General features: G+C 37.7%; 12 protein-coding genes and 1 tRNA gene. 7 read left to right on the forward strand and 6 right to left on the reverse strand.

The window, feature by feature from the left end; translation table 11 throughout:
* The first annotated feature begins 27 nt into the window (after positions 1-27).
* On the forward strand, positions 28-1,890 hold the full coding sequence (locus tag FFJ24_RS22765; protein ID WP_138819415.1) for a class I SAM-dependent DNA methyltransferase: 1,863 nt from the start codon (positions 28-30) through the stop codon (positions 1,888-1,890).
* A gap of 431 nt (positions 1,891-2,321) precedes the next feature.
* Positions 2,322-2,395 (forward strand) — tRNA-Asp (locus FFJ24_RS22770).
* Between the two features lie 421 nt (positions 2,396-2,816).
* On the opposite strand, the gene FFJ24_RS22775 is transcribed toward FFJ24_RS22770, so the two are convergent.
* The 4 genes from FFJ24_RS22775 to FFJ24_RS22790 all read right to left on the reverse strand — a co-directional run bounded on the left by FFJ24_RS22775 (position 2,817) and on the right by FFJ24_RS22790 (position 6,615).
* Positions 2,817-3,341: a hypothetical protein gene (locus FFJ24_RS22775; RefSeq protein WP_138819416.1), complete on the reverse strand. Its 525-nt coding sequence runs from the start codon at positions 3,339-3,341 to the stop codon at positions 2,817-2,819.
* Between the two features lie 127 nt (positions 3,342-3,468).
* Positions 3,469-4,227 (reverse strand): glycoside hydrolase family 11 protein, encoded by a 759-nt coding sequence (locus FFJ24_RS22780; protein WP_138819417.1) that lies wholly within the window; start codon positions 4,225-4,227, stop codon positions 3,469-3,471.
* Between the two features lie 332 nt (positions 4,228-4,559).
* Positions 4,560-5,699 (reverse strand): hypothetical protein, encoded by a 1,140-nt coding sequence (locus tag FFJ24_RS22785; protein ID WP_138819418.1) that lies wholly within the window; start codon positions 5,697-5,699, stop codon positions 4,560-4,562.
* 22 nt (positions 5,700-5,721) lie between these two features.
* Positions 5,722-6,615, reverse strand: coding sequence for a TssN family type VI secretion system protein (locus FFJ24_RS22790; protein WP_138819419.1), 894 nt, complete (start codon positions 6,613-6,615; stop codon positions 5,722-5,724).
* Between the two features lie 117 nt (positions 6,616-6,732).
* Here FFJ24_RS22790 and FFJ24_RS22795 point away from each other — a divergent pair, with 117 nt between their 5' ends.
* Positions 6,733-7,671, forward strand: a complete 939-nt coding sequence (locus tag FFJ24_RS22795) for a type VI secretion system baseplate subunit TssG (protein ID WP_138819420.1) — start codon at positions 6,733-6,735, stop codon at positions 7,669-7,671.
* 168 nt (positions 7,672-7,839) lie between these two features.
* On the opposite strand, the gene FFJ24_RS22800 is transcribed toward FFJ24_RS22795, so the two are convergent.
* Positions 7,840-9,705, reverse strand: coding sequence for a type VI secretion system baseplate subunit TssF (locus FFJ24_RS22800; protein WP_138819421.1), 1,866 nt, complete (start codon positions 9,703-9,705; stop codon positions 7,840-7,842).
* 26 nt (positions 9,706-9,731) lie between these two features.
* On the reverse strand, positions 9,732-10,166 hold the full coding sequence (locus FFJ24_RS22805) for a GPW/gp25 family protein (protein ID WP_138819422.1): 435 nt from the start codon (positions 10,164-10,166) through the stop codon (positions 9,732-9,734).
* A 178-nt stretch (positions 10,167-10,344) separates the two neighbouring features.
* On the opposite strand from FFJ24_RS22805, the gene FFJ24_RS22810 reads away from it, so the two are divergent.
* From FFJ24_RS22810 to tssR, 4 genes are read left to right on the forward strand one after another with little or no spacing between them, the layout of a single operon-like run.
* Complete coding sequence (locus tag FFJ24_RS22810) at positions 10,345-10,860, forward strand: type VI secretion system TssO (protein WP_138819423.1); 516 nt, start codon at positions 10,345-10,347, stop codon at positions 10,858-10,860.
* Positions 10,861-10,876: 16 nt separating this feature from the next.
* The gene (locus tag FFJ24_RS22815) at positions 10,877-11,362 is read left to right on the forward strand and encodes a type VI secretion system transmembrane protein TssO (protein WP_168202537.1); all 486 of its coding nucleotides are present in this window, start codon (positions 10,877-10,879) and stop codon (positions 11,360-11,362) included.
* Positions 11,363-11,394: 32 nt separating this feature from the next.
* Positions 11,395-12,375, forward strand: coding sequence for a PKD domain-containing protein (locus FFJ24_RS22820; protein WP_138819424.1), 981 nt, complete (start codon positions 11,395-11,397; stop codon positions 12,373-12,375).
* 41 nt (positions 12,376-12,416) lie between these two features.
* On the forward strand, positions 12,417-14,792 hold the full coding sequence (gene tssR / locus FFJ24_RS22825) for a type VI secretion system protein TssR domain-containing protein (RefSeq protein ID WP_138819425.1): 2,376 nt from the start codon (positions 12,417-12,419) through the stop codon (positions 14,790-14,792).
* Positions 14,793-14,794: the final 2 nt, after the last annotated feature.

A 14,794-nucleotide genomic window follows, 5' to 3' on the forward strand; every position in this document is an offset into this window, starting at 1 on the left:
AGCTTTTGAAAGCAGGAATTCAATTACATGACTAGTAAAATTTATTCTTTTCTAAAACAACAAAATATATCTGCTCCAGAACTGGTAGATAATTTAATAGTTTCTGCTTATGTTTCATCCAATAAATTAAAGGTTAAGAAGAACAATTTTATTATCTCCCACATTATAAGGAAAAAACAAAAGGATAATTATCAACTGTTATTAAATTTTTTAGATTTGATGCAAGTTGAAAATATAATTCTTGACTTTGAGGCATTAATAGAGCTATTTGAGTTTGTGGTATCGCCATCTGATAAGGTTGTAAATGGAGCAGTTTTTACTCCTGAGACTATTAGGCGCTATATCGTTGATAATAGCTTATCAAATTTTAATGGAGAATTTGCTAACGTAAAAATTGCTGATATATCCTGTGGTTGTGGTGGATTTTTATTAACCCTAGCGCAAGAAATTGCAAACAAGACTGGACGATCATTTTATAATATCTACAGTGAAAACCTTTATGGAATTGATATCGCTGGATATAGTATTAAGCGGACTAAAATATTACTGTCATTGTATGCTGTATTAAATGGCCAAGATGAAACAGAATTCCAATTTAATCTGTTTACAAATAACTCTCTATCATTTAAATGGTATGACGCTTGCCCAGAAATAAAAGAGAACGAGGGATTTGATATAATTGTTGGGAATCCGCCCTATGTATGTTCTCGAAACATGGATAAGGAAACAATTGAGCTACTTAAGAATTGGGAGGTATCTAAAACTGGTCATCCTGATTTATATATTCCTTTTTTCCAAATTGGTCTTGAAAATATTAATAAAAAGGGCATTCTTGGTTTTATAACTGTTAATACATTCATCAAAAGTGTTAATGGCAGAGCCATTCGCGAGTATTTTGATGTTAATAATATTGAGTTGAGTTTGATCAGCTTTGGTGGGGAACAAATTTTTCAAGACCGTAATACATACACCTGTATTTGTTTTTTGAGACATGATAATAGAAAAATTAATTTTATTAGACTTAAAAGTTCGCAATTAGATCAACTTGATCTCACTAATTTAATTGAATTTGACTATAAAGACTTAAATCATCATGATGGCTGGAACTTAGTTAACGACCTTCCAATGGTCAATTATATAAATCAGATAGAAAGAATTGGTAAACCGTTTAAGGACTTGTATAATACAAAAAATGGAATAGCTACCTTAAAGAATGACGTTTATAAATTTCGCCCATTAGACGAAGATGATCGATTTTATTACTTAATGGATGAAAATATTGTCTATTCTATAGAAGTCGATATATGCAAAAAAATCGTCAATGCAAATAAACTTAAATCCGAAGCAGACATAGACCGATTAAGGGAACAAATAATTTTTCCTTATGATAATCAGACGAAGATCATTCCTGAAAATGTAATGAGAACAACGTTTCCGAACGCATATGCCTATTTGCAAACAAAGAAAGAGGTTTTATCAAATCGAGATAAAGGAACGCGAGAATATGAAACTTGGTATGCATATGGTCGTCGTCAGTCCATGGATATACACGCCTATAAACTCTTTTTCCCTCATATCTGTGAGCGACCGACATTCGTGATTTGCGAAGACATGGATTTACTCTTCTATAACGGAATTGCAATTGTTTCGGACGATTTGGATAAATTGAGAATTATCAAAAGATTAATGGAATCTGACGTGTTCTTCAAATATATTAAAAATACAACTAAGGATTATTCCTCTGGCTATATATCTATGAGCCGTAACTACTTGAAAAATTTTGGTGTTTACCAATTTGATGAAGATCAGATAGACTTTCTTTTGACAACTGATAATGTCGAGCCTTTCCTAGAGGAAATTTATGGATTAATTGAGTTTCAAGATCATTAATTCAGAGAGATGTGTAGTTCAATAAACTCCCGCTTACTATTTTTCTGCATCACAAATTTAGATTTTGGGCAATCGCTTCTTTAATTTCTTAATAGATTTGGATGCCCCATGCTTTCCAGCTAAAGGATAGAATAGCTCATCATTTAATTCATTATCAGTTGATTGAATTTTTTCAAGGTCGTTTAAAAGAAGTAAAAGAGGCGTAAGGGGTTCGATTGTGACCCCGTTCAGCCCGCAACAAAAGCCTTAACTTGCAAAAGTTAAGGCTTTTTTGTTTAATAACTGTTTTGGTTAAAATATTTAGAATGAGGCTCAGTATGTTACGTATTTATTGATTAAAAAGTCCAATACTATGATGATAAACTGAATATAGTGCCTATATTTGCAATCCCGAAAGGGGAAAGAGGTTCGAACTTTAAAGAAGAACAAAAGGAGTGGTAGTTCAGCTGGTTAGAATGCCTGCCTGTCACGCAGGAGGTCGCGGGTTCGAGTCCCGTCCATTCCGCGAAAATAGATTTTAAACCTAACTAAAAGCCTGTAAATTAAGTGTTTACAGGCTTTTTTCGTTTTATGGAAATACCAAATATTCATTTTTTCGCAAGAAAAGGTGAGCATCTCAAAAGATGTCACCTTGAGGGTTAATTTATTGTATAAATTAATGACGGGAGAACTTTAAAGAGATGAGTCGAATAGAAGTCTCATTTTGACCATAGTGGAGAAATCTTTAAATTTGATTTCAATAACATAGTTCAAATATCTCTCCACTCCGCGGTGCTTCGGTCGAGATGACGATCTTTCCCTTGGATTCTGTCAATTATTTATAGTCGAAGAGCACTCATTTGCGATTTATCAACCTTAAACAGTCTTCAACTACATCAGGCTGCTTAACTTAATGACATTGAGGCAATACAAAAGGTAGTTGATAGTTACCTATTTGCTGATTTTTTTTTCAAAAGTTCTTCGTATGCGGGTTCCTGACCTTTTTCCACACCGTTAGCAATCTTTATTCCGGCTTTCTCAAACTCACTGATTAATCTTTTATCGAAATCTGCGATGTATGATGCAAATGATAAAGAATCTTTTTGTTCAGGAATTGTTTCAAAAGGAATACGTGGTTCTTTAAACCTGTGCAAAATGGCTTGAGTACTATCGTTACCCTCCAAAAGAATGGAATCACCGTAGTTCGTAATCTTGGCCACATAATCTTTGTTAAGGTATTTTAAGGAATCATTTTCTATTTTATAAGGAAGCTTGAACCGGCCAACTTTCTGGTTATAAAAAACGACATATTGCGAATCAATATCAAACTCGCTATATCCATTTGCAAGGGAAAACCGATGCCATTTTCCGATCAGTGATTTTTTACTTCCATCTATTTTTTTAGGGTTTGGCGAATGACAGGCAGAAAAGATAAAAATGAAACAGGCAAGGAAATAAAGTATGGATCTCATGATAACTAATTGTTATAGAATATTAAAAGCATTTTTATCCAGGTAAGTGGTCAGAATTACCTGCAGTACATACTGCCCGGCTTATTGCCGGGCAGTAATGTGGTTGTAAGCGTTTTAAAACAAATGTTTACTGTGCCCAAATGGTGCAGTTGATATTGCCATTCGTATTAGAGCCCCATGTTTCCGAAACCATAATTGCAGGAATGTTTAACTGGCCAAGCGTATATCCGTAACTTTGCCATTTGTTGTAGTGGTTGGCAAAAGTAATAACGTGATTTTGTCCGGTAGAAGTTTTTGTAACCCTGGAGCTATAAATTTGCCTGAAACCGTCACCACCGTCGATGTTTTTACCTGTCATCCATCGGGTCCATACGTTATAAGCTGCACCATCGGAGTTAAATGTGCCCAGGAAAGTACCGGTATGAGGTGAAACCGAACCCCAGGTTTCATTCACATAATACTCATAATACGGGCTTCTGCTCCATCCGTACCAGCCGAAAGTACCGCCTCCGGAGTTTGAATAAGTGCTTAGGTTATAGCCTATTTTATAGGTTTTTGATCCTACAGAATAACCTTTACCGCAGGTAAAATTACCGTTAAACCCGTTCCAGTTAATACTGTAATTTCCGGCGGCACCATTGGCGTAATTGACTGTGCCGGTTGCGCCGTCACTCTTCCAAAGCGACCAAAAGAAGCCGTTATTTGTACCCGATTGGTAGGTTTCTACCGTTGCAGCAGCTTTGTTAGCAGCAGCGGCTGGCTCGGGCGCCATTTTTCCGTCTTTTTTACAGCCTGTTAAACATGCAGCGCTTGCAAACACGAAGGTTGCAGCCACAACAAAAGTAACCTTCCTGGTTACACTTGTTAGTGAGTTTTGTTTTTTCATACAATGTATATTGGTTAGGGAAGCAAAATAACGGGATTTAAATCTGAGATGTTACTAATAATCGACAAATTAGTAATACAAATGTTCATACGCAGATTGTCTTCTTTATTTTATAGCGCTGTGGATGTTTTATCTCGCTATACTTGTCACTGATGCAAAGCAGATGTGAAAACAACATGATAAAAAAGCAAAGATCGCTATTCAAAACCGTTAGTGATGAGGAAGATTAGAATAAAGATCGGTTAGGCGTTCTTGTAAATGTATAAGTGCAAAAAAAGCCGTACCCGGTTATGGGTACAGCTTACATATAAAATTTACTCCGAGAAATAATTTTAATCCAGCAATGTCCAGGTTTTTCTGGCTTGTACCTGTTGTACAACCTGCTGTTCGGCAACCACAATATTTTCTTTGCGCTGCCCGATGTATTCTAATCCACTCAATTTATTCCAGAGTGCTACTAACACATTCATAAATTCGTTTGCCATTACCATGCTGTTGTTAATCTGTTTATGATCGTAGACCAATTCAATGGTTTTAGCTAAAAGCTCTTCAAAATTTCCTGGAGTTACATCTTTCCACTCGTAAAAATACTTAAGCAACTCTTCCCTTTCACGCGGATCAATCAGTTTTATGGCTGTAAAAAAGATATGTGCTAAACTGGAAAAATAACCTGTTAAAACAACAGGCGATTCGCGGTGTGCAATGTTTCTGTATTCGTAAAATAAACCTGCAATATAATCTACAATCTTTTCAGAGATCAGACGGATATTTTTGCCAAGAGGCGTAATATTATCGCGTCCTCCTGTTTTATCAATAATCTTAAATGCGGCCAGTTGTAAATCATTCAGTAAAACACTGAAAGATTCATAATATCTGATTAACGCGGGATGGCTTGTGATGGTTGAACTTGGCGGGATATAATTATTATTGATAGATAATCTTCCGTTCTCATAATAAACCTGTCCAATTGTTAGAAAATAGCTGTCTGCCGTTTGCGAACTCACTTCACTTTCCGGCAAAACAGCGATAGAATAGCTTTTAGTTAATTCAGGGTAGCGGATCGGGCTCTCTTCAGGATTTGGTGTGCCGGCCGGCACCCGGTTAAACGGACTCACTACCAGTAAAATAACATAATTACGCGGTTCCGACTGGCCAAAATAGTGGTTGTGTACCAGCGTATCCATGTTATCCGACTGTACGATATCAATATGGCAACCTTCGGGTGTAATGGCATTACAATACCTTACCCTTACTTCAATATGGTTAGTTGCTTTTTCAATAATTTCGATATCATGCGAACTTTTATAACCTGCAAAAGGGGGTAAGAATCCGTAATTGCTATTGTTTAAATGTAGAGAGGCGGCGTCGCGTACAAAGTCCTGCAAATAGAGATCACTCAAGGTAAAATGATCACTAGAGAGCTTCATGCCATTAATCCAGTTAATGGATTTATATTTTAGCGGCTTTATCATGGTAGATGTTTTTGATTATAGATTAGATAAAGATAGCACTTTCTCCAACTTCATTGGGTTTGTTTATGTTTTCAGATACCCGTTTAGCGTAAATCGTCATTTTTTCGGTAATGCCGTTTTCAATGATGTCAAGATCGGGATCAATAAAGATATTCCGTTTAAAGAAAGAAGTTTTAATAAAGAAGATCCATTTATAATTTTCCATATCGTCGCTCCTGAATTCCACCGGACTTTTGGCAAACTTTAAATTATAATCATCGATAAACTTGTGGAACCAGATACCGAAGTTCATGTTTTCTACCGCTTTTACCTTTACTTTCAAAGGTTCCGGATCGCTGCTTTTTTTGTAAAGTTCAAGCTCCAATACCAATAAGCGGTTAAAGTCTACATGGTCCATGTTGATCTCCAGCGGGGTATCAGGGTACCTCCAGATTTTGTAAATTTCAGATGGGATACCCAACAGGGAAACATAGGCCCACCAAAAAATAAGCGGTACAAAGAAACAGGCAATACTGCCTGCGCCAAACCACCCAAAGTTTACCGCACTTAACCAGTTAAAGGCCAGTTGGAATAAATAAACCGATAAAATGGTCGAAATTAATGTGGCAAAAAAGATAAAAACTTTACGCTCCAGCACATCTTTAGGGTAGTATTTGGTTAACAGATAAACGAAAATCGTTCCCATTAAAAGGTAAAAAATACAGCAGATAATGTAACCCCAGGGCATGAAATTAAAGTTTAGAAAGCCTAAAAATCCCGGGATGGCCAAAATAATGCCGATTAACAGAACACTTACGATGAGTCGTTTGTTATTGAGAAACTGGTTCTTCTTGTTAATGATAGAAAGCACCGCTGTTGATACCATGAAAATCAGCGGGAATAAGAGAAAACGGATAAAAAATGATTGAACGTCCATTAATTTTTTATAGATGTGATGTACTACAAATATAGTATCTTTAGTATTTGATTATGATTGTTATTTTTTTCAGTAGTTAAAATTTAACCTATAACAAAAATGAAGCCTTAAAGTTTAATGAAAAAAGAAACTTTGATTAATAACGAACTATTTACAGATTATAAGGCCGTTGCCTATGCTGCCGATCTGATTGAACGTAAGGTAATTGACGCCGATAGGATGGAAATTATCCCATTGGGGCCTGATAAACGTGCTTTTGCGAAAGATATCGAAAATATAACAGCTTATTATTCTGAAAGAAGAAGGCACGAACGCATCCGCATCAGTATCAACCGCGAAGGCTTGTATGATATGCTACCTGAAGGGCTTTTCCACCGTCCACCAACAGGTAGTGCAGGCATGGATGAGGAATCAATGATTAAAGACATCAAAGACAGGAGGGAGGAAGAAAAAGAAGCCAGGCTATTTTTTACGCCTTTTGATGCCGAGATCAATTATGTAAGGATCATGACCGAGCTATATGAGAATATGCTCGATAAAAAAACAACCTATTCCGATTTAAGTCAGATTTTTGAATTTGGCTGGGATGAATTTAATTTGCTCAATAAAGAGCAGAGTATTATCTGGATGCACCTGCTGCCCGAAATCCAGCAGAAAAGAAACAACATCGATTTTGTGTCGAAGGTGCTTACCGCATTATTCAACCTGCCGCTTACTATAGTGGATGCCACTGCGAATATTGCTCCGGTAAAAATTGCCGAAGAAATGCAGATGCAGTTGGGCGGGAGCGCATTGGGTATCGATACCATCATAGGCGACAGTTTTGCCCCCGAACACGAAGCGTATAACATTAATATCGGACCTACTTTACCACAGGAACTGATTAAATTTATGCCCGGGCAAAAAAACAGGGCCATTTTGGATATGGCTATCAGTTATTTGATGCCGGTTGATGCCGAAGTAAATGTAGAACTCCTTACCGCTCCCGATTATCAGGAAACGGTATTGAGCGAGGATGGCGAAAGTGCTTATTTAGGTTATACGGTGTATCTTTAACTAAGATGAACTAGCTGGATGCCGTCATTTTGTACAGGGTGTAACGTATTCGGGAACCGCGATTGCTCAGCGAAGCTAAATCTGTCTGGATAGATCTCTCCACTTCGCTTTGCTGCGGTCGAGATGACGACTTTTTTTATTAAAAAAGATTATAGCCACATCAAAAACTTAAAGCGCCCTGTGCATCGCAGGCTTTAACAGCAAGCGGTAATGTATATTCAGGGTACTCCTTAAATTCAATTTTGCCAATGTCAAGCTCAACAGTTCTTCCCAGTCCTGTGTACTCAGGTTCAGCTGGTCTGCGGGCTCGATTAGAATATCGGTAGTTTTAATAAAACCCGCATTCGGTTTATTGTCCATAATTAAACCCTTGGCCAGGGTAATGCCCTTTAACTTATTGCCCAGCTCGTATCGGCAGAAGTTGATCACATCGGCCTTTGTAATAATCCGGTCGGCAGTGGTTAAGCCATATTTATAGGCCTGCACCCGGTTGGTGGCATTCAGCCGCGATCTGCCGCCTTTGGTCTGACTCAATAAAAAGATACTTTCTGCATGTACCTTATTGTTATCGTATACCACTAAACGGCTGCCGGCATTGATGTGGTTGGCTTCTTCTGCCTGTGTTACCCATATATCCAGAAATAATATATCTGCATCATCAATAGGTTTCAATACAATATAGCTTGGCAACTCTTTAATATCTTTTAGCGCTGAACGGCTTTTTTGTTCAATCAGGGCAATATTTTGCTCCAGGTTTTTAAGGATGGTACTTAAAAAATCTGGTCCATAGGCTGTAAAAGCTGCTTTTTCATCGCGTAAAAGCTCAAAAAGATAATCAACCAGTTCTTTTGCATTCCTGGTATCAAAACGCTCCGTTCCTCCGTAGCGGATCGAGAAAGAACCATCGCCTTTTTCATTCTCGTTGGTGTAGGGAATTTCATTATAACTTTTCCCTTTATTGTCCTTCAGATTTTCTACCGCAAGCATCTGGTCCAGCGATTCCGTTTTAATCGGGATAATATTTTTCATCGTTTTAAGCCGGTGTTTAATCTGGCTTAACCGTTTATTGACTACCGGGAACGCGTTGATATAAATATGAAGCTCGTTCAGCATTTCCTGGTTTATAGCTGCCGGAAAAATTACTTTAAGCCATTTTACCGAATTATCGATCTGGTTTAAAACCGCTGGCTGGAACAGGTTGGAAAACGCTGGAGGTAGTTCCCCGCTTTCGTCGATATTAAAATCATTAAGGTCGCCCAGGGTAATAAACCTATTGCTGTAAAACTGTAAAATATCCGCTTTAATCAGGTTAAGTAGCTGCTTGTGCTGAAAAGGTGCCTGTACCTTACCCGTTAAAGGCTCATCCATAAAACGTTCAGTATAGGCCGCGAGTTCGTTATTTTTGTAGAACCATTTTCCCAGTGAGAGCAGGTCGTAAGTGTTTTCGGGTACCGAATAATTTTTCCAGTCGAAAAATAAATTCAGTTTATTAAAATCCATCCAGTCTTTAATGCCACTAAAGCCAATATACATTGTGTTTTTCTCTACCGAAGTGCCGGAAAGTGTATTGTGGATAGGCTGTTTACCCAATTGTTCTACATTAAAAAGGGTATTTCCGGTAACAATATGCTTAATAGCTGCATTATTTACTTTTACGGTGTGCAGCGGACTAAAAAAAATATCGGTTTTTTTTGCCTTATCGTTTTCCTGAGGGATGTTTTTCTTAAATGCAAACTGCGAATAAGGCGAAAGATAATCCTGCTGCTCAATCGGTCTGGCATGCATAATGGCATGGGCAGGTAATGAAGAAGTTAAATGATCGGGTGCTAAAATGCGGCTGATCTTGTCAAAAATCCTGTTCTCTAAATTTTTAACATCATTGGCAACGTTAAAAAGCTCATTGCTCAGGGCCTCAATAATCAGCCTGACCAGCGGATCGAAGTCGTTACTGTCTTTAACATTCCAAAAATCTTCGGCATTTTTTAAAATTCTATTGCGGATTTCATCTTTCGATGAGTAAAAAACTGGTTTCATCTGTAGAATATTTGGGGCGTTTTAGATTAGGTGGATAGCGGGCTGAGGAATAATGCGGTATTAAAAAAATATTTTTCTCCTGTGGTTTTTATTAGTGCCCGGACACTGATATCCACCTTTTTTTTGATCTCGGTTATCTTACGCAAGGGATATACATTTTCTACTTCCGTAATGCGCACTTCAACCGAAGTATTGTAGATCCTGAACTCATAATCGGTAATGGATTTAAGCAACGATTTGCGGAATTTTTCCTCCCAGATGCTTTCACTCACAATTAATTCGAAATCAAGGTCCCATATCTCACAGCCAAAATCGTTGCGGAACCGGTGCTCTCCATAACGGGTAAAAATGATCAGTTCGATATGGTGCGAAATCGATCTTCCAAGGTCAGTTGGCTGAAGCCCAGTGCCTGAGAAAAGAGACTTAAATCTGAAGGGTTTATTATAAAAATTTTCAGACATAAACGGTTTGGCTTAAAGTTTGTTAAAAGTAATAGAAATAAAAATTGTTTTTATTATCAAACAACAAATATCAAAAATTGTTATACACAATGTTAATTTGAAAGGTTTGAGTGATTTAAGGTGCGGGAGATGTCGGATTAATGTGACAAATAATGCTATGTGAAACTATTAATGCTCTATGAAACCCATCAATTCCATCGAAATCAGGACTGCTTATACGAGGTTCATTATAAACTTCGTATTCCTAACGCTTTTCTCCATTCTCTGTATCTATCTCTTTTTTGCCGCGTCCGATTATGAGTATACTTTGCTCGATAAAAAGGTAAAGGAAACCGATAAACTATCTTACCTGAGAAAAGATATCAATACAAATTTTGACCTTATTCAGGTCCGTTTTAAAGAGCTTGCCCAATATCGCGATTATAATGCAAATGAAATGAGTAAGCAAAGTATCCTGCTTAGTGATATTCAGAGCGCCAATAATAAGATAAAAGAATTAATCTCTAAAAAAACAGCACCAAGTCCAAGTTTCGATCTGTACGGAAAATTAAATAATAATGTTGGTGCAATGGCCGATTTACAAGATTCGCTTTTCCAATCAAGGAGCGATATACAGCGGTACAAAGAACGTATAAACGAGTGCCAAAAGGCAAACCAATCTGCAGCACAAAAAATTAGAAACGGTAGGTACTGAAAGTAATTAAAACATTATGATTAAAATAAGCATAAAAGAAAGGCGCGAACAATTCTTGTTTTTTACAGCGTTATTCGTTTTTACTGTTGGGCTTTTGAGTTTTGGGATTTTTTATAGCGATAAGTCGAAGTACGAAATTTCTAAAAAAGAACTGGAAGTTAAGATTAACGAAAACGAAGCATTCGAAAATATGGTGAAAGAAACCATGCCAACTATTGATACTACCTTTAAACAGATAACACGGTATAACCCAAATGTGCAGGCCGTTTTTTTAAAGAACGATATACAGCTTTCATTAGGTTCAATCAAAGCTGCGTTCGACCGTAAAGCATCAGATTCACGCTATAAAATATTTGTCCACACCGCACAGTTATACGATAGATTATTTTACGATAGACAAGAACAAAACAGAAATATTTCAGATATCGAACTGCATAAAAGACAGTTAGATGATTGCATTACCAACAGACGGCAATTACAGCAAACGATATCTGCAAGATAAAATACCAAAAACAACCTATAAAAACGCTACCTATGTCTGACACAAACACCAAGCAAGTTAATTCAAATTCGCAAGGCTATGTTATTCTCTACATCCTGCTGGCTGTACTGCTCTTAACGGGCCTGATTTTTTTATTTAAAAGTTCATTGTTCGAAAAAAGAACAATTGATGCGAGAATCCTTAAGGATGAAATTTATTTGAATGAAGATTTAGTTTTTACCGATAATACCCCAAAGGCCTCAAAATGGTTATGGGAATTTGGTAATGGCGAAAAAGCCACAACAAAAACCGGTTCTTACCACTACACCAAACCCGATACCTACATTGTACGCTTAACCGTTGATGGCGAACTGCGTCAGGAATTTCCCGTTACGGTACGCGATACCGTTCATACCGCACCTGTAGATAGTGTGCTAACCATAAGTGGCCCAACCGCTGGTTTGGTTAACGAAGAGATCAGGCTTGAAGGGGATGGAGAAGGAAAAGACTTCGAATGGTCGTTCGGCGAAACCGGCCGCGTGGATGTAAAAGGAAAAACGGCCTTGTACACCTACCGCGCGCCAGGCAAATATGTAGTCCGTCTTCGGTCGGATAAAGCCCGTAAGCCCGCTTTTTTAACCATTTTAATTACTGATCCAAATGCGGAAATCGTAGATGATCTGGTTGCTCCTGGTGATGGAGAACGTAAAACTATAGACGATATCAGGGCACGCCTGCAGGCCATTGCCAATGGAGCAGATTTTAACTCCAATTATTATTATCTCATTAACAAATACATGTGCAACAACGAAAAAGTAACGGTTAATGTGGAAATGAATGGTAAGAAAAAACAGACCGATATTTATTCGTACTGTATGGGCCTGACTTTTGGAGGAGAAATAGCAGTAGATGAAGCGCAATTGACGATTAAACCCAACTCTACCTGTGCGAGTTTATTAAATATTAAACAACACTCAGGAACAGCCCAGCCTGCAGCAACGGCAACAACTGATGCTCCCGCGAAAACAAAATAGATTAACATCTTAACCAAATTTTAAGCTCATCTACAAAGAATATGAAAAAATATTATGCCTTAACCATCCTATTTTTAGGAATATCGTTTGCCTATGCACAATCACCGGCATCCTTTGGCAAAAAAGTAAAGTACATGCCTAAATCGTATGAAAGGCCAGCTGAAACGATAAATGTTAACGATAATACCAGCAATAGCAGTTTACCGTGGATTGTTTTTTCCGATCGTGAAGATAATTATACGACAACAGCGCCAGGTGGAAGCCTGATTATGAAAAAAATCAGCTTTATGGAACCTTTTTACGTTTCAAAAGAAGAAAACGGCTATCTGAAACTGATCAAGTATAAAGCAGGAATGATCAGGGGAAGAAAAATTAACGATAAAAAAAGCGCCATCAGTTACGGATGGATTGCTAAATCCAAACTACTTTTATGGCAACGTGCATTCTCTAACCAAAAAACGGGTTATGCTGAGAAAGCCATTGGTATAGTTAATGGAAAAAATGCGTTAACCGAGCCGAAATTTTATTTCGATACTACCGACTCCATTTTAGTTTACAACACACCTGAACTTAAGGACAGACGCACCAAAGTGAGGTTGCACGAAATTGCCTATATCTATAAAAAATCGGAAGATGGCAAAAAATACCTGATTGGTTCTGACGATCAGCTGGTTGCAGATACTGCCTTAAAAAGTATTTATGGATGGGTTTCTGCCGAGGCGGTACATAGCTGGGGAGATCGTTTATACATCACCTCTGTTAAACCGGGCGATTATGATAAGGATGATTCTACTACACTGGCCATTAAAAATGGCATTGATAAAGGAACAGCTTTTGTAATGGATCCCTTATTGCCAAGTGAAAACCTGATCTTGCGTAGTGTGCCTGTTGTTTCAGATGATGAGGGCGGAAGCACGGTAGGTATTGCCGCAGATGTTTACAATAAAAAAGACAATAAGATATTAACCATTAACGGTTCTGCACTGTCTTATCAGGATTACCTGAAGCTGCGCAAAAATAAAACAAAAGTAAATGTTGTTTTTGTAATGGATGGCGGAAGCCCGATGACCAAGTATTTCTCCGGAATGACCAATACTATTGCTTCTTTCGAAAATATTATGGGCGATTTTGGTAAAGGAACCAAAGTAAACTTTGGCGGGGTAGTATACCGTGGTGAAACCGGATGCGGACAACAGGGGATTTTTGTTAGCCCGATCCAGGACGATTACAGGCAATTGATGACATTCTTATCAAACCAGGCAAAAAATACCTTGAGGTGTAATGGCGAGATTTCGGAAGAACCAGTTTTTAGTGCGTTAAAAGCCGGAATAAACTTGTTTAAAGCGAAAAAGAACGAAACCAACTTAATTATATTGGTGGGGAGTACAGGAAATTCAGGCGGAACCAACAACTACCTGATTAACGAACTAAGCGAACAGGTTGCCCTTGCCGATGCCCGCATTTTAGCTTTGCAGGTGTACAGTGATTTTAACCAGTCGTTTAATGATTTTGTTATCCAGTCACGTAAACTCGTTTCAGAGTCTGCTATCCGTTCTGCAGAATACAGAAAAAACACAATGGTAAAAGGTGAAGGCTTAAAAAGTTTCCAGCCTTACAATACAAGTTTGCAGGATTCTATTTCTTATTATTTAGATTATCCTAAAAACAGTTTGATACAGGGCGGGGTGGTTTTCCCGACTAAAGGATCAGTAAATTCAAATCAGAGCATGACGATCGCTTTGCGCCGTTTTGTAAAAGAAACCAGTTCAGACATCTATAACCAGATCAGCTCATTGGATAGTGCCTTCCGCTTAACCGGTATATCACGTAAAAACCTATCTGCTGATGTAGAAAGTTTGTTGCCAGAACCTGTTGGTCCAGAGGTGGCAGACCGTATGCCGCACAATGCCTTTAAATATTATAGTACCGCAAATTTATCTGCTGATGCTGTAAAAAATAACCGCGCTAATTTACAATATGCTATTGTGTTAAATAATATGGAGTACAAGCAAATTGTAGATGTATTTTCAATTATGCTGGGGCAAAACCTTCAGGCCGATCAATCTTCTTTTAGAAGGAAGCTGGTTAAAAACTACGTAAAAATGCCTAAGCAGTTATTGGGCATGAAAATATCATCAAGCGATATTAAAGCAATGACATTAAGTAACTACATTAAGCTGGTTACAGGTTTGCCTTTAAACAATGATTTTTTAGCCAAATACAAAGTAAGCGATTTAAAAAATACCTCTAAAATGCCGCTGGAAGAGTTTGAAACTTACATTAAATTATTAAATCAGTCCGTTCAGCAGATTAAAAGAGCTACGCAGATTGAACAACAGTTTATTTCGAACGGCAAAATATATTACTACATCACCGAAAATAATTTTAACCCGGCAGTATTGCCTACAACCAACTAAAG

The organism is Pedobacter sp. KBS0701, assembly GCF_005938645.2.
Classification (GTDB): domain Bacteria; phylum Bacteroidota; class Bacteroidia; order Sphingobacteriales; family Sphingobacteriaceae; genus Pedobacter.